This window comes from Rhodococcus rhodochrous, assembly GCF_900187265.1.
Lineage (GTDB): Bacteria > Actinomycetota > Actinomycetes > Mycobacteriales > Mycobacteriaceae > Rhodococcus > Rhodococcus rhodochrous.
Window position 1 is genome coordinate 3371898 of the sequence record NZ_LT906450.1, and the last position, 16302, is coordinate 3388199.

Genomic DNA, 16302 nt, shown 5'->3' on the forward strand with positions numbered 1-16302 from the left:
CGCGTGGCGTTGTACTCGGTCTGGCCGTGGCGCAGCAGCACCAGCTGCCGCACCCGCGGGCTCTGCGAACCCTCCTCCGGACGACTCACACGTCCTCCGGCGAGTCGGCGGCGTCGATCGCCGAACGGGGGCCACCCACACCGTCGACCTCGATGGTCGGGCAGTCCTTCCACAGGCGGTCGAGGGCGTAGAAGTTGCGCTCGTCCTCGTGCTGGATGTGCACCACGACGTCGACGTAGTCGAGCAGCGTCCACCGTCCCTCGCGGGTGCCCTCGCGGCGGACGGGCTTGTGGCCGGCCTCGCGCAGCTTCTCCTCGACGTTGTCGACGATGGCGTTGACCTGACGCTCGTTGGGTGCGGACGCGATGACGAAGCAGTCGGTGATCACCAGCTGCTCGGACACGTCGAGCACCACGACGTCGGTGGCGAGTTTCTCGTCGGCGGCCAGGGCTGCGATTCGGGCCATCTCCGTGGCTTCTGCCGTTGCGCTCACTGCGTGCTCTTTCTCTCGATGGTGCCGGGGGTGTTTCCGTCGAACACCGGGACGGGATCTCCGTCGAGGTGCGTATTCGTGCGGTAGAGCCGGCGTTTGCTGATGTACTGCACCACTCCGTCGGGCACCAGGTACCAGACCGGCCGGTTCTCGCGAGCCCTCCTGCGGCAGTCCGTGGAGGAGATCGCCAGTGCGGGGATCTCGACCAGGCTCACCGCCTCGGCCGGGAGTTCGTCCAGATGCGGTGCCAGATGTTCGGCGTGCAGGTCGTATCCGGGCCGGGACACCCCGACGAAGCGGGCGAGGTCGAACAGGGTCTGCCAGTCCTGCCAGGACAGGATCGATCCCAGGGCGTCCGCGCCGGTGATGAAGTACAGCTCCGCGTCGGGATACTGCTTGCTGAGATCTCGCAGCGTGTCGACGGTGTAGGTGGGTTTGCGTCGATCGATGTCGACACGGCTGACGGAGAACCGCGGGTTGGATGCGGTCGCGATCACCGTCATCAGGTAGCGGTCCTCGGCGGGGCTGACGTCGCGTCCGGTCTTCTGCCAGGGTTGCCCGGTGGGCACGAAGATCACTTCGTCCAGGTCGAAGCTCGCGGCGACCTCGCTGGCCGCCACGAGGTGTCCGTGGTGGATCGGGTCGAACGTTCCACCCATGACGCCCAGGCGGCGCCTGGGGGCCGAGGGCCGATCCGTTGGCTGATGCACGGTTGTCCAGCTTACGGGTTCACACGGGGAGCAGACTCGCCACCACCGTTGCGAGCTGCTGCGCCGACCGGCACTCGTGCATCGTGACGACCTCGCTGTAGACCCTGGCGGCCGAATCCCCCGAACCCCATTGTCCCTTCGGCTCGGGATTGAGCCAGTGCGCGTGCCGTGCGACGGACACGAGATGTTCGAGGACCTCGAGGTTCGGATTGCGGTAGTTCGTGCGGCCGTCGCCGAGGATCAGCAGCGAGCTACGGCTGGTGAGGGCATGCGCATGGTTATCCGCGAAGCTGCCGAGGGCGTGTCCGTAGTCGGAGTGACCGTCGTAGGTGATCAGCTCCGCTTCCTTCAGCATCCGCGACATGGACTCGCCCAGATCGGACCCTGCGGCGAAATAGTGGGTGACCTCGTCGGCGGTGTCGATGAACGCGAACACGCGCACTCGGGAGAACTGCTCGCGCAGGGCGTGCACGAGCAGCAGCGTGAAGTGCGAGAAGCCGGCGACGGAACCGGAGACGTCGCAGAGCACGACGAGCTCGGGACGCGCCGGACGGGGCTTGCGGTTGACCAGGTCGATGGGCACGCCACCGGTCGACATGGACTTGCGCAGTGTGCGCCGCAGGTCGATGGCGCCGGCACGAGCGCGCCGGCGGCGCGCCGCGAGACGGCTCGCGAGCAGACGCGCGAGCGGCATGACGCTGCGGCGCAGCGCGACGAGTTCCGCGTCGGACGCGCGCAGGAAGTCGACCTCCTCGGCGAGCTTGGGCACCCCGTACTTCTCGACGCGTTCGCGGCCGAGCTGCTCGGCGGTGCGTCGGCGGGTCTCCCGTTCGACCATCGCCCGGAAATCGGCGATGCGCTGGGCGGCGGTGCGCCGCGCAACCTCGCTCTCGTAGGCGGCGTCGTCGCGTTCCTCGCGGGTGCTGTTGCCGAGCAGTCCCTCGAGGATCTTCGTGAGCAGGGTGTCCGGGGAGACGTCGCGCAGCGCCTGATAGGCCGAGAAGGAAGGGCCGTTCGACGACGCATACTGGCCGAGTTCCTCGACGATGGCGGAGACGAGCATCTCGGAGGCCTCGAGTGCCTCCGGCGACTCGTCGGACAGCAGCTCGGCGATGAGGTCGCGCAGGGCTTCGAAGTCGACCTCCCCCGTCGGGGTGCGCGGGATGCTCACCTGAGGGTCGGTGGACTCGCGGCGTCCGATCGCTGGCGGGAACCACAGGTCGAACAGGGCGTCGAAGGTCGGCCGGTGTGTGGACCGGCGGAGCAGGGTGCACGCGAGGCCTTCGCGGAGGGCCTCCCGATCGAGGAGATCGAGCACCGTCATGACCCGTCCGGCGTCGACCGTCTCGGACGGCCCGACCGCGATGCCGCGGCGGCGCAGCGCCTCGACGAATCCGACCAGGTGCCCGGGCAGTCCGTGGGGTGCCGGGGGCGCCTCGGATCCGGGAAGGTGCGCGGCGGCCATGTCAGTTCAACCGGAGCTCGGCGGCAGCGCGGATCTGGTCGGACTGGTGCTTGAGGATCACGCCGAGCGTGCTGCGCAGCGCGGTGTCGTCGAGGGTGTCGAGCCCCAGTGCGAGCAGGGTGCGACCCCAGTCGATCGTCTCGGCCACCGACGGCACCTTCTTGAGCTGCATGCCGCGGAGCACGCGGACCGTGCGCACGAGCTGGTCGGCGAGCGCGTCGGGCAGATCGGGGACCCGGCTGGCGAGGATGCGTCGTTCGAGGTCGGCGTCGGGGAAGTCCAGGTGCAGGAACAGGCACCGGCGCTTGAGCGCTTCGGACAACTCGCGGGTGGCGTTCGAGGTGAGCACCGCGAACGGCTTGCGGGTGGCCCGGATGGTGCCGAGCTCGGGCACCGTGACCGCGAAGTCGCTGAGCACCTCGAGCAGCAGGCCTTCGATCTCCACGTCGGCCTTGTCGACCTCGTCGACGAGCAGCACGGTCGGATCCTCGCGGCGGATCGCGGTGAGCAGCGGCCGCGACAGCAGGAACTCCTCGGAGAAGACGTCCTCCTTGGTGCGGTCCCACGACTCGCCCGCCGCGGCGGTCGCTCCTGCCGACTGGATGCGCAGGATCTGCTTGGCGTGGTTCCACTCGTACAGCGCGCGGGATTCGTCGACGCCCTCGTAGCACTGCAGGCGCACGAGTTCGGCCTCGGAGGTTTCGGCGACGGCACGGGCGAGCTCGGTCTTGCCCACGCCCGCGGGTCCCTCGATCAGCAACGGCTTGCCGAGGCGATCGGCGAGGAACACCGCGGTCGCGGTGGACTTGTCGGCGAGATAACCGGTACCGGCCAGACGATCGACGACGTCCTGGACGTCCGCGAAGATCGGCGGGGTGGTGGGCAGCGCACGATCCACGCTGGTTCCTTTCGTCGGGCCGGTCTCGATCAGGCGGGGCGGGTGTGGCCGTCGCCCCACACCACCCACTTCGTCGACGTCAGCTCGGGCAGACCCATCGGACCGCGGGCGTGCAGCTTCTGGGTGGAGATCCCGATCTCCGCGCCGAATCCGAACTGCTCACCGTCCGTGAACGCCGTCGAAGCGTTGACCATAACGGCTGCGGCGTCCACGCGCGTCGTGAACTCCCGCGCAGCAGCGAGGTCCGAGGTGACGATCGCCTCGGTGTGACCGGTGCCGTAACGGTCGATGTGGTCGACGGCGGCGTCGAGGTCGTCGACCACGGCGAGGGCGACGTCGAGCGAGAGGTACTCGTCCGACCAGTCCTGTTCGGTCGCGGGCACGAGGCCGGGCAGGTCGCCGTGGACCGTGACGCTGTGTTGCTGGAAGGCCTGCAGGATCTTCGGAACGGCGGTGTCGGCGATCGCCTTGTCGACGAGGATCGTCTCGGCGGTGTTGCACACGCTGGGCCGGCGGGTCTTCGCGTTGATCACGATCTTCTCGGCCATCTCCAGATCGGCCGCGGAGTGGATGTAGACGTGGCAGTTGCCGGTGCCCGTCTCGATCGTGGGGACGGTCGCGTCGCGGACCACCGCGGCGATCAGACCGGCGCCACCGCGCGGGATCACGACGTCGACCAGCCCCCGGGCCTGGATCAGATGCGTCACCGACGAGCGGTCGGCGCTCGGCAGCAACTGCACGGCGTCGGCGGGGATGCCCCGATTCTCGAGCGAGGCACGCAGCACCTCGACGAGCGCGGCGTTCGAGCGGGCCGCGGACGACGAGCCGCGCAGCAATGCGGCGTTGCCGGACTTCAGGGCGAGACCGAAGGCGTCGACCGTGACGTTCGGACGCGCTTCGTAGACCATGCCGACCACGCCGAGCGGGACGCGCACCTGGCGCAGCTCGAGACCGTTCGGCAGCGTCGAGCCGCGGACCACCCCGCCGATCGGGTCGGGCAGTCCGGCCACCTGGCGCAGACCGGCGGCGATCCCGTCGATCCGGTCAGGGGTCAGGCGCAGCCGGTCGAGGATGGCCTCCTCGGTGCCACCGGCACGAGCGGCCTCGATGTCCTCGGCGTTCGCAGCCAGGACGGTGTCGGCGGCGGCGAGCAGAGCGTCGGCCGCGGCGTGCAGAGCCGCGTCCTTCTCGGTGGTGGTGAGCAGCGCGAGACGACGCGATGCCACGCGGGCGCGACGCGCGGCCTCGTGGACGGCCTCACGGGTGTCCGTGCCGGCGTCGGTCGCAGCTGAGTCGGGGGTCACGGCAGTCATGTGTCCAGCCTAGTCGGGTCCTCGCGGAACCCGACAGGCCGTGTGCCGTCAGCGCAGCCCGGTCCCCCGCGCCAGCGCCGTCTCCACCAGGATCGACAGCAGCTCGGCGTACTCCACGCCGGTGGCCTCCCACATCCGCGGGTACATCGAGATCGAGGTGAATCCGGGCATCGTGTTGATCTCGTTGATCACCGGTCCGTCCTCGGTGACGAAGAAGTCGACGCGGGACAGGCCGTGGCAGTCGAGGGCGCGGAACGCCCGGACCGCGAGTTCGCGGATCCGGTCGGAGGTCTCCTCGTCGAGCTTGGCCGGGACGTCGAACTCGCAGACGTCGTCGAGGTACTTCGTGTCGAAGTCGTAGAACGCCTCGTGGTCGCCGGAGGTGTCGGGCATGCGGATCTCGGCGACGACACTCGCGCGGACGTCGCCGTCCGGGAACTCGAGCACGCCGCACTCGACCTCGCGGCCGATGATCGCGGACTCGACGATGACCTTGGGGTCGTGCTGCCTGGCCTTCGCGACGGCGTCGTCGAAGGCGGCCCAGTCGGCCACGCGACTGATGCCGATGGACGATCCGCCGCGGGCGGGCTTGACGAAGACGGGCAGGCCGAGGCGGGTCTTCTGCTCCTCGGTGAGGGACGCGGTGCCGGGACGCAGGACGATCTGGAAGCCGACCGGCAGGCCTTCGGCCGCGAGCAGCTTCTTGGTGAACTCCTTGTCCATACCGGCGGCGCTGGCGAGGACGCCGGGACCGACGTACGGGATGTCCGCGAGTTCGAGCAGACCCTGGATGGTGCCGTCCTCGCCGTAGGCGCCGTGCAGGACCGGGAACACCACGTCGACCGAGGCGAGCACCCGGCCGTAGGAGGCCTCGTCGAGGGCGACGATGTCGCCACCGCGGGTCGGATCCGCGGTGAGGACGAGATCGGAGCCGTCGCCGGCGACGACGGGCAGTTCACGACCGGCCGCGGCGAGGCCGGCGGGGTCCGCGTCGCCGAGGACCCATGCGCCCTCGGGAGTGATGCCGATGGGCACGACCTCGTACTTCTCCGGATCCAGGTTGCGCAGGATGCTCCCTGCCGAGATGCAGGAGACGGAATGTTCGTTGCTGCGACCACCGAAGACGACGGCCACCCGGGTTCGGGGCGTACTCACGTGTCGAACCGTACCGGGTGGCGATCTCCGCGTGTCGAGCGAGTCCTACGCGGGTGGGACCGGACACCCTGCTATGTCTCCGCGGGCCCCGGTCTCCCTCACCGGAGGGTCGCCTCCCTCAGTGGAGGGCCGTCTCCTTCAACGCCGCGTCGAGATCGGCGAGCAGATCCGCGGTGTCCTCGATTCCGCACGACAACCGGACGAATCCCTCCGACACCGCATCGCCCCAGCGTGCGCGACGATCCGCTGTCGTGTGGATACCGCCGAAGCTGGTGGCGGGTGCGACGAGCGTGGCCGCGCGGACGAAGCGGTGCACCTCGTCGCGCCCGGGCAACCGGAAGGTGAGCAGGGGGCCGAAGCGGCTCATCTGGCCGGCCGCCACGGCGTGGGCCGGGTCGCCGGCGAGCCCGGGATAGCGGACGTCCGTGACAGCGGGGTGCTCGAGCAGCATCCCGGCGACGGCGAGCGCGTTGGCGCACTGCCGTTCGAAGCGCAGTCCGGCGGTGCCGAGGCTGCGGTGCGCGAGCCAGGTCTCGAAGGGTCCCAGCACGGTTCCCGACAGCAGTCGTTCCCGGTCGATCGCGGGCAGCAGTTCGGGATCGGCGACGGCGATGTAGCCGAACAGCAGGTCACTGTGTCCGCTGAGCGATTTCGTTCCGCTCGCCACCACGACGTCGGCCCCGAGGTCGAGCGGGAGCTGTCCGAGCGGGGTGGCGGTCGTGTTGTCGACGAGCAGCAACGCCCCGGTGCGACGGCACGATTGCGCGGTCTCACGAAGATCCACCGTGTCGAGACCGGGATTCGACGGCGTCTCGGCGAGGACCACCGCACCGGGGCCCGCACCGTCGAGCACCCGCTGCAGGGAGCCGTCGCCGAATTCGGCGACGGAGAGTTCGTGGACGTCGATGCCGTGCGGCGCGAGATATTCGGTGGCGAACTTGCGCACCTGGTAGTAACCGTCGGAGGGGACGACGACCGTGCCGCCCGGTCTCACGAGCGATCGCAGCGCGACCGTGATCGCCGACATTCCCGAGCCGACGACGCGGGCGGCCGAGGCGTGCTCGAGGTCGGCGAGCGCCGATTCGAGTGCGCGCCAGCCGGGATTCGAGGCACGCGCATAGGTGTCGATGTCGTCGCGTTCGTCCTCCCCGAGGAGATACGGCGCCGCGAAGACCGGTCCCGCCTGCAGCGGGGAGCCCGGAACACCCTCGTGTGCAACTGCCTTCACGCAGCGAGTCGAATCGCCCGTCATGCCGCTCATTCCGGCTTGATCCGGCGTCCGAGCAGCTGCCCGATCGCGTCCCGCACCGACATGCCTTCGTGGCACACGCGGTGCACGGCGTCGGTGAGCGGCATCTCGACGTCGTAGCTCGCCGCGAGGGCGCGGACCGAGGTGCACGACTTGACCCCTTCGGCCACCTGACCGTGGGTGGCCTCCTGCGCGCTCTCGAGGGACTCACCGCGGCCGAGTCGTTCGCCGAACGAACGGTTGCGGGACAACGGGGACGTACATGTGGCGACGAGGTCGCCGACACCGGCGAGACCGGCGAGCGTGGCCGGCTTGGCCCCGAGGGCGGTTCCGAGCCGGGTGATCTCGGCGAGACCGCGGGTGATGATGCTCGCGACGGTGTTCTCACCGAGCCCGACCCCGGCGGCCATGCCGCACGCGAGGGCGATGACGTTCTTGCAGGCGCCACCGATCTCGCAGCCGATTACGTCGGAATTGGTGTACGGTCGGAAATACTTTGTGGCGCAGGACTTCTGGATCTCCATGGCGCGGGTGGAGTCGGGGCACGCGATGACGGTCGCGGCCGGTTGTCCCTCGGCGATCTCACGGGCGAGGTTGGGGCCGGACAGCACGGCGATGCGATTCTGCTCGGCGCCGGTGACCTGACCGATCACCTGACTCATGCGCATCAGGGTGCCGCTCTCGATTCCCTTGGCGAGACTGAGAAGTGTCACGTCCGGTCCGATATCCGCCTTCCACGCCTCGAGATTGGTGCGCAGGGTCTGGCTCGGGACGGCGAGGACCACGAAATCGGCGCCCTCTAGGGCCACCCGATGATCGGCCGTCGCCTTCAGCGAGTGCGGCAGTTCCACACCGGGCAGATAGTCGGAGTTCTCGTGCCGCTCCGCGATGCCGCGCGCCACCTCCTCGCGCCGCGCCCAGATCGTCACGTCCGTTCCGGCGTCGGCCAGCACCTTGGCGTACGCCGTCCCCCACGAACCCGCGCCCAGTACTGCTGCTGTGGTCACGCGATCCTCACTCTCGTCCGATGCCCGGCACTCACGCTCGCGATCGGCCCGGAGCGGGCGGTCGCGACCGGTTCGGTCCGGGCGGTCACCACCCACGGTCGCACCCAGTATCGCGCAGGCGCCACCGACGCCGCGCCGGGTCGGAGGACGGACCGCACACGACCCGGTCGCAGCGGGCGGTCGTGCGGTTCGTCACCTCGCACGACCGTGTGATCGATCGCTGATGGCACAATCGGGCAATGCCCGCGACGCACGTGCTCGTTCCCGTCAAGGCCCTCGGCCTGGCGAAGTCGCGGCTCTCGCACGTCCTCGACCCGGCGGCACGGGAATCGCTGGTGCTCGCGATGCTCCAGGACACCGTGACGGCGGCGCTGTCCGTCGGAGACGTGACGGTCACCGTCGTCACCGCCGACGAGCGCGTCGCGGCCGCCGCACTGGACTGCGGCGCAGACGTCCTCCCCGACCCGATCCGTCCCGGCTCCCCCGACCCACTGAACTCCGCGCTGCTCGCAGCGGCCCGCCGGGCGCGGGAGCACACACCCGGCGCAGAACTCGTGGCGTTGCAGGCCGACCTACCGGCCCTGCGGGCCGAGGAGTTCGCGCTAGCCCGCGAGACCGCGCGGCGAACGGGTACAGCCGTCGTCGTCGACCACACGGCGAGCGGTACGACGGCGTTGCTGCACTGCGTGAGCGGTACCCTGCCGCCATTGTCGTTCGGACCGGGGTCGGCCGGCCGCCATATCGACGCCGGCGCATATCCGGTACCGGACGCGCTCCCCGGACTGCGACTCGATGTGGACACACCGGACGATCTTGCCGCTGCACTGCGACTCGGCGTCGGATCGGCCACCGCAGCCGTGCTCGACACGGTCGAATTCCCACTGCGCCACCGCTGCGACAGCGCTGCAGGGAGCCGTCGCTCTGCCACAATGAACTGGTGACCAACGGCGATTCCCCCGATCCCACGAGTTCCGAGCACGCGGCACCGTCCAACGTCGTACGACCTGCCGGCCGCGTGGCAACCGCGACCAGCGCGCCTCCGGCCGCGACGGGACTGCAGTCGAGGACCGATCACGACAACACGCTTCCCGTCGACCGCTATCTCAACCGGGAGCAGAGCTGGCTCGATTTCAACGCCCGCGTTCTCGCGCTGGCGGAGGACACCTCGCAGCCGTTGCTCGAACGCGCCAAGTTCCTCGCGATCTTCGCGTCGAATCTCGACGAGTTCTACATGGTGCGGGTCGCCGGGCTGAAACGTCGCGCCGAGACGGGGTTGTCGGTCCGGTCCGCGGACGGCCTGTCCCCGCGGGCCCAGCTCGCGCTCATCGCGTCGAGCACGCGCGAACTCGCCGGGCGCCAGGCGCAGGTCTTCCTCGACTCGGTCATGCCCGCCCTGGCGGCCGAGGGCATCTCGATCATCCGATGGGCGGATCTGACCGAGGACGAACGTCGACGGCTGACACAGTATTTCGCCGAGCAGGTCTTCCCGGTCCTGACGCCGCTCGCGGTCGATCCCGCCCATCCCTTCCCCTACATCAGCGGCCTGTCCCTCAACCTCGCTGTCACGGTCAAGGATTCACAGTCGTCCGGTGAACACTTCGCGCGTGTGAAGGTGCCCGACAACGTCGACCGGTTCGTCCGGGTCGATCGCGCGGGTTCGTCGCACGGGCTGCCGGCCTTCCTCCCTCTCGAAGAGCTGATCGCCGCGCACCTCGACGTGTTGTTCCCGGGTATGGAGATCGTCGAGCACCACGCCTTCCGCGTCACCCGCAACGCCGACTTCGAGGTCGAGGAGGACCGCGACGAAGATCTCCTCCAGGCCCTCGAACGCGAGCTCGCCCGGCGGCGCTTCGGTTCTCCCGTGCGCCTCGAGGTGTCGGACGACATGACCGAACACATGCTCGACCTCCTGCTGCGCGAACTCGACGTCGATCGGGTGGATGTCGTCCAGTTGCCCGGCCTGCTCGATCTGTCGTCGCTGTGGCAGGTGCACGCCGTCGACCGGCCGGATCTCAAGGACGCCCCCTTCGTGCCGGCGACCCATCCCGCCTTCGGCGAGCGTGAGACACCGAAGAGCGTGTTCTCCACCCTGCGCGAAGGCGACATCCTCGTCCACCATCCGTACGACTCGTTCTCCACGAGCGTGCAACGGTTCATCGAGCAGGCCGCAGCCGACAGCCAGGTCCTCGCCATCAAGCAGACGCTGTACCGGACGTCGGGCGACTCCCCCATCGTCAACGCCCTGATCGCCGCTGCCGAAGCGGGCAAGCAGGTCGTCGCGCTCGTGGAGATCAAGGCGCGCTTCGACGAGCAGGCCAACATCAAGTGGGCACGCAAACTCGAACAGGCCGGTGTCCACGTCGTATACGGACTCGTGGGTCTCAAGACGCACTGCAAGACCTGCCTGGTCGTGCGGCGCGAGGGTTCGACGATCCGCCGTTACTGCCACATCGGCACCGGCAACTACAACCCGAAGACCGCTCGTCTCTACGAGGACGTCGGCCTGCTGACATCGTCCCCCGAGATCGGCGCCGACCTCACCGACCTGTTCAACACCCTCACCGGATACTCCCGGAAGGCGCAGTACCGCAATCTGCTCGTCGCACCGCACGGGGTCCGCAAGGGCATCATCGAACGCGTCGAGCGTGAGATCGAGCACCACGAGGCCGGTCGCCCCAGCGGGATCCGGCTCAAGGCCAACGCCCTCGTCGACGAGCAGGTGATCGACGCGCTCTACCGCGCGTCGCGGGCGGGGGTACGGACCGAGGTGGTCGTGCGCGGGATCTGCGCCCTCAAGCCCGGTGTGCCCGGCCTGAGCGAGAACATCACGGTGCGCTCGATTCTGGGGCGGTTCCTCGAACACTCGCGGTTGTTCCATTTCCGGGGCAGCGACGAGTACTGGATCGGCAGCGCCGACATGATGCACCGCAACCTCGACCGTCGCGTCGAAGTGATGGTGCAGGTGAAGAACGCCCGGCTCGCAGCGCAGTTGGACGGCATCTTCGATTCCGCGCTCGACCCGGTCACCCGCTGCTGGACTCTCGAGGGCGACGGCACGTGGACGGCGTCCCCGGAGCCGGGAACCGCTGCCCGCGACCACCAGGTCGAACTCATGCGTAGCCGCGCGTCCTGAGGTGGAGGGAACGTTGACCGAATCACGCGACAAGCCCGTGAAGGCCAACATCTTCGCGGCGGGCGCCGTCCTGTGGCGTCCTGCGGCGGACGACGCTCCGCACGATGCGCAGGTCGCGCTCGTGCATCGTCCGCGCTACGACGACTGGTCCTTCCCCAAGGGCAAACTCGACGCGGGTGAGACGGCCGTGATCGCCGCGGTGCGGGAGATCGAGGAGGAGACCGGATTCCGCGCCGCGCTCGGCCGCAGCCTCGGGAAGGTCGTCTACCCCGTTCCAGGGCACCGCAAACTCAAGCGGGTGGACTACTGGGCGGCGCGCTGCCTCGACGGGCGGTTCGCGCCCAACGACGAGGTGGACGAATTGCGTTGGGTGTCCCCCGAAGAGGCATTCGACCTGTTGTCCTACCCGATGGACCGCAGCGTCCTGCGCCGGTTCCGCCGGGTGCCGTTGGACACGACCACGGCGCTGATCGTGCGGCACGCCAAGGCCGGAAGTCGGAAGAAGTACAAGGGCGACGACCGTTACCGGCCCCTCGATGCGTCCGGACGGGCGCAGGCCGAGGCTCTCGTTCCGCAGTTGACGGCATTCGGCGGCGACAGCGTGGTGTCCGCCGACCGCACCCGGTGCATCGCCACGGTCGAACCGTTCGCCTCCCGGCACGGACTCGAGATCGCGATCGAGCCGTCCCTGTCGGAGGAGGAGTACCGCGCCGATCCGGACCGCGGCCGCAAGCGGGCGTTGGAGATCGCGTCCGGTCCCGGCACTCCCGTGATCTGCAGTCAGGGCAAGGTGATCCCGCCGCTGCTGGAGTGGTGGGCCGAGCGCGACGGTCTCGCGCTGCCTCCGGCGCGGAACCGGAAGGCGAGCATGTGGGTGTTGTCGCTGCGCGGGGATCGTCTCGTCGCGGCCGACCACATCGACAGTCCGCTTCCGACGGGCCACCCGCCGGTGGACGACGAGAGCATCTGACCCGAGTACGCACGACGGCGGCCACCGGATCTCCGGTGGCCGCCGTCGTCTCACCTGTGCGGCTCGCACGTGTGCGAGCCGCATCGCGGGTGGGTGTTACTTCTTGGTGCTCTTGCGGGCCGTGGTCTTCTTGGCCGGGCTCTTCTTGGCCGGGCTCTTCTTGGCCGCGGTCTTCTTGGCCGCGGTCGACTTGGTGGCGGTGGTCTTCTTCGCCGGAGTCGACTTGGCCGCCGTGGTCTTCTTCGCCGCGGTGGTCTTCTTCGCCGCGGTCGACTTGGTGGCGGTGGTCTTCTTCGCCGGAGTCGACTTGGCCGCCGTGGTCTTCTTCGCCGCGGTGGTCTTCTTCGCCGCAGTCGACTTCGTCGCCGTGGTCTTCTTCGCCGGAGTCGACTTGGCCGCGGTGGTCTTCTTCGCCGCGGTGGTCTTCTTCGCCGCAGTCGACTTCGTCGCCGTGGTCTTCTTGGCCGCAGTCTTCTTGGCCGCCTTCTTCGCTGCCGCGGTCTTCTTGGCCGCTGCGGCTGCACCGCGCTTCACGGCCGGACCCGAAGAGGGGAGCTTCTGGGTGCCCGCGATGATGTTCTTGAAGGACTGGCCGGGACGGAAGGCCGGCACCGAGGTCGGCTTGACCTTGACCGTCTCGCCCGTGCGCGGGTTCCGCGCGACACGAGCCGCCCGGCGACGCTTCTCGAAGACACCGAATCCGGTGATGGTGACGCTCTTACCGTCGTGCACGGCGCGAACGATCGCGTCCACGATGTGCTCGACGGCCGCGGTGGCGGTGCGCCTGTCCGAACCGAGTTTCTCGGTCAGAACGTCGATCAGTTCTGCCTTGTTCATTGATTTCCTCCGCACATACACGGTCCACCGTCAGACCGACTCCAGTCCACGGTAGACCCGCAAACGGGCAAGAGTCTATGTGCCACGCGGATTCTCATGCAAATAACCTCCGGGCCCGGCCCGACGGGAGCGTCGGACCGGGCCCGGAGAAGGCGCGTTCGCGGGGTGTTTTCAGGGCGCCGGAAGGGTACTCGGTTTCCATGACGGCCTTGACTTTTCGTACTCGGAAATCGCGTCTACCTGGCGCAATGTCAATCCGATGTCGTCGAGACCCTCCAGCAGACGCCACCGCGTGTAGTCGTCAATGGTGAACGGCACCACGGTGGTTCCGGCGGTCACGGTCCGGTTCTCGAGATCCACTTCCAGTTCGAGTCCGGGCTGTTGCTCGATCAGCTTCCACAGCAGTTCGACGTCGTCCTGCGAGACCTGAGCGGCGAGCAGACCGGCCTTTCCGGCGTTGCCGCGGAAGATGTCGGCGAAACGGGACGAGATCACGACCCGGAATCCGTAATCCGACAACGCCCACACGGCGTGCTCACGCGAGGAGCCGGTGCCGAAATCCGATCCGGCGACGAGAACGCTGCCGCGATCGAAGGGCGGAGTGTTGAGCACGAAGGACGGGTCGTTGCGCCATGCGGCGAACAGACCGTCCTCGAATCCCGTACGGGTGACGCGCTTCAGGTACACGGCCGGGATGATCTGATCCGTGTCGACATTGGAGCGGCGCAGCGGGACGCCGATGCCCTTGTGAGTGGTGAAGGCTTCCATCGAAAATTCTCCTCGTCGGTCCTGTGGTCTAGTCCAGATCCGCCGGTGCGGAAAGCGTTCCCCGCACCGCGGTTGCGGCGGCCACGGCCGGCGAGACGAGATGCGTCCGTCCGCCCTTGCCCTGCCGTCCTTCGAAATTCCGGTTCGAGGTCGACGCGGAGCGTTCGCCCGGCGCCAACTGGTCGGGGTTCATGCCCAGGCACATCGAGCACCCGGCCTGACGCCACTCGGCGCCTGCGGCGGTGAAGATCTCGCCGAGACCCTCCTCCTCCGCCTGCGCGCGCACCCGCATCGAACCCGGCACGACGAGCATCCGGACACCGTCGGCGACCTTGCGGCCCTTCAGGACATCCGCCACGGCACGCAGATCCTCGATGCGGCCGTTGGTGCACGAGCCGACGAAGACGGTGTCGATCTTCACATCGCGCAGCGGCATGCCCGGTTCGAGATCCATGTAGCGCAACGCCTTCTCCGCGGCAGACCGCTCGGTTTCGTCGGCGATCTCCGCGGGTACCGGAACCGTGGACCCGAGCGGTGCGCCCTGGCCCGGGTTGGTGCCCCACGTGACGAAGGGCGTCAGGGCGCTGCCGTCGATGTGGACCTCGGCGTCGAAAACCGCGTCGTCATCGGTCTTCAGCTGCTCCCACGCCTCCACAGCGGCGTCCCAGTCGGCACCCTTCGGGGCGTGCGGGCGACCCTTGATGAACTCGTAGGTGGTCTCGTCGGGAGCGATCATGCCGGCGCGGGCGCCCGCCTCGATCGACATGTTGCAGATGGTCATCCGCGCTTCCATCGACAGCGCGCGGATCGCCTCCCCGCGGTACTCGAGGACGTAGCCCTGTCCACCGCCGGTGCCGATCTTCGCGATGATCGCGAGGATGAGGTCCTTGCTCGTCACTCCCGGCGCGAGGGTGCCGTCGACGTTGATGGCCATCGTCTTGAACGGCCGCAGCGACAACGTCTGTGTCGCCATGACGTGTTCGACCTCACTGGTGCCGATGCCCATCGCCAATGCGCCGAAGGCGCCGTGGGTGGAGGTGTGGCTGTCGCCGCACACCACCGTCATGCCGGGCTGCGTGAGACCGAGCTGCGGGCCGACCACGTGGACGATGCCCTGATCGAGATCGCCCATGGGGTGCAGACGGACACCGAACTCCTCGCAGTTGCGGCGCAGGGTCTCGACCTGTGTGCGCGAGACCGGGTCGGCGATCGGCTTGTCGATGTCCACCGTGGGGACGTTGTGATCCTCGGTGGCGATCGTGAGATCGGGACGCCGCAGCCGGCGTCCTGCCAGCCGCAGACCGTCGAAGGCCTGCGGGCTGGTCACCTCGTGTACGAGATGCAGGTCGATGTAGATCAGGTCCGGCTGTCGCGCCGATCCCTCTCCTTCACCGCGCACGACCACGTGCTGGTCCCACACCTTTTCCGCCAGAGTCTTTCCAGCCATCTTCTCCACCTTGTCGTACGTGACGAACGCGGGATCCCGGGGGCTGTCCGGCCGCGTATGGCGTCGTCCCCACCGCTCTCGGCATGCGATATGCTTCCCATTATGCGAGACGGAGGTATCGACCTATGAGACAGCATAGCGGGATCGGAGTGCTGGACAAAGCGATGACAGTCCTCCATGCGGTTGCCGAACAGCCGTGCAACCTCAACGAGTTGTGCGCGCGGACCGGCCTGCCCCGTGCCACGGCGCACCGTCTCGCCGTGGGCCTCGAGGTCCACCGCCTCCTCATGCGCGACAGCGACGGACAGTGGCGTCCCGGCCCCGGGCTGGCCGAATTGTCCGCGGGCGCAGGCGACACCCTCGTCGAGGCCGCCTCGCTCGTCCTCCCCCGCCTGCGCGAGATCACCGGCGAGAGCGTGCAGTTGTACCGCCGCGAGGGCACCCAGCGGGTCTGCGTCGCCGCTCTCGAACCGCCGACCGGTCTGCGCGACACGGTCCTCGTCGGCGCACGCCTTCCGATGACGGCCGGCTCAGGCGCGAAAGTTCTGCTCGCGTGGGCCGATACGGCGACCCAGCGCGCCATCCTCCCCGAGGCAGCATTCGGTGAACGCGTGCTCGTCGAGGTCCGCCGCCGCGGCTGGGCGCAGAGCGCCGCCGAACGCGAACCCGGTGTGGCGTCGGTCGCCGCACCCGTGCGCGACAGCACCGGTGCCGTGATCGCCGCGATCTCCGTATCGGGCCCCATCGACCGCATGGGCCGCCGACCGGGGGCCCGCTGGGCCGCGGACCTCCTCGCCGCCGCAGAAGCGCTCCAGAAGCGTCTCTGAGCCCGACTGCACGCAGGTTCCCTCCTGCGC

Annotated in this window: 15 protein-coding genes; 4 read left to right on the forward strand and 11 right to left on the reverse strand. The window is 68.8% G+C overall.

What is annotated here, in order from left to right:
* Positions 1 to 85: 85 nt before the first annotated feature.
* The 8 genes from rsfS to CKW34_RS15525 form a co-directional block, all read right to left on the reverse strand.
* A complete protein-coding gene (gene rsfS, locus CKW34_RS15490; protein WP_024101369.1) occupies positions 86 to 493 on the reverse strand; it encodes a ribosome silencing factor in 408 nt (135 codons plus the stop codon).
* Positions 490 to 1152 carry a nicotinate-nucleotide adenylyltransferase gene (nadD, locus tag CKW34_RS15495; protein ID WP_059380804.1) on the reverse strand — a complete coding sequence of 221 codons (663 nt, stop codon included), beginning with the start codon at positions 1150 to 1152 and terminating at the stop codon, positions 490 to 492. Before nadD ends, rsfS begins: the two co-directional genes overlap by 4 nt.
* A gap of 70 nt (positions 1153 to 1222) precedes the next feature.
* Complete coding sequence (locus tag CKW34_RS15500) at positions 1223 to 2668, reverse strand: vWA domain-containing protein (protein ID WP_059380803.1); 1446 nt, start codon at positions 2666 to 2668, stop codon at positions 1223 to 1225.
* 1 nt (position 2669) lies between these two features.
* A complete protein-coding gene (locus tag CKW34_RS15505) occupies positions 2670 to 3566 on the reverse strand; it encodes an AAA family ATPase (RefSeq protein ID WP_006554514.1) in 897 nt (298 codons plus the stop codon).
* Between the two features lie 29 nt (positions 3567 to 3595).
* A complete protein-coding gene (locus tag CKW34_RS15510; protein WP_059380802.1) occupies positions 3596 to 4879 on the reverse strand; it encodes a glutamate-5-semialdehyde dehydrogenase in 1284 nt (427 codons plus the stop codon).
* Positions 4880 to 4927: 48 nt separating this feature from the next.
* Entirely contained in the window at positions 4928 to 6034 is a 1107-nt protein-coding gene (locus CKW34_RS15515) for a D-alanine--D-alanine ligase family protein (protein ID WP_059380801.1), read from the reverse strand.
* A gap of 118 nt (positions 6035 to 6152) precedes the next feature.
* On the reverse strand, positions 6153 to 7286 hold the full coding sequence (locus CKW34_RS15520; RefSeq protein ID WP_080968135.1) for a cystathionine gamma-lyase: 1134 nt from the start codon (positions 7284 to 7286) through the stop codon (positions 6153 to 6155).
* 5 nt (positions 7287 to 7291) lie between these two features.
* Complete coding sequence (locus tag CKW34_RS15525; protein ID WP_059380799.1) at positions 7292 to 8290, reverse strand: NAD(P)H-dependent glycerol-3-phosphate dehydrogenase; 999 nt, start codon at positions 8288 to 8290, stop codon at positions 7292 to 7294.
* A gap of 239 nt (positions 8291 to 8529) precedes the next feature.
* Between CKW34_RS15525 and cofC the strand changes: the two genes are divergently transcribed.
* The 3 genes from cofC to CKW34_RS15545 are packed head-to-tail and all read left to right on the forward strand — an operon-like array spanning position 8530 to position 12393.
* Complete coding sequence (cofC, locus tag CKW34_RS15535) at positions 8530 to 9231, forward strand: 2-phospho-L-lactate guanylyltransferase (protein ID WP_059380797.1); 702 nt, start codon at positions 8530 to 8532, stop codon at positions 9229 to 9231.
* Positions 9228 to 11423: an RNA degradosome polyphosphate kinase gene (locus CKW34_RS15540; protein WP_059380796.1), complete on the forward strand. Its 2196-nt coding sequence runs from the start codon at positions 9228 to 9230 to the stop codon at positions 11421 to 11423. The genes cofC and CKW34_RS15540 overlap by 4 nt, the downstream gene beginning before the upstream one ends.
* A 13-nt stretch (positions 11424 to 11436) precedes the next feature.
* On the forward strand, positions 11437 to 12393 hold the full coding sequence (locus CKW34_RS15545; protein WP_059380891.1) for an NUDIX hydrolase: 957 nt from the start codon (positions 11437 to 11439) through the stop codon (positions 12391 to 12393).
* Between the two features lie 96 nt (positions 12394 to 12489).
* On the opposite strand, the gene CKW34_RS15550 is transcribed toward CKW34_RS15545, so the two are convergent.
* The 3 genes from CKW34_RS15550 to leuC form a co-directional block, all read right to left on the reverse strand.
* Positions 12490 to 13230, reverse strand: a complete 741-nt coding sequence (locus tag CKW34_RS15550) for an HU family DNA-binding protein (RefSeq protein ID WP_064059830.1) — start codon at positions 13228 to 13230, stop codon at positions 12490 to 12492.
* Between the two features lie 171 nt (positions 13231 to 13401).
* Positions 13402 to 13998, reverse strand: a complete 597-nt coding sequence (gene leuD, locus CKW34_RS15555) for a 3-isopropylmalate dehydratase small subunit (protein ID WP_059380784.1) — start codon at positions 13996 to 13998, stop codon at positions 13402 to 13404.
* 28 nt (positions 13999 to 14026) lie between these two features.
* Positions 14027 to 15454, reverse strand: coding sequence for a 3-isopropylmalate dehydratase large subunit (gene leuC, locus CKW34_RS15560; RefSeq protein WP_059380783.1), 1428 nt, complete (start codon positions 15452 to 15454; stop codon positions 14027 to 14029).
* A gap of 116 nt (positions 15455 to 15570) precedes the next feature.
* On the opposite strand from leuC, the gene CKW34_RS15565 reads away from it, so the two are divergent.
* Positions 15571 to 16272 carry an IclR family transcriptional regulator gene (locus CKW34_RS15565; protein WP_059380782.1) on the forward strand — a complete coding sequence of 234 codons (702 nt, stop codon included), beginning with the start codon at positions 15571 to 15573 and terminating at the stop codon, positions 16270 to 16272.
* The last annotated feature ends 30 nt before the right edge of the window (positions 16273 to 16302 follow it).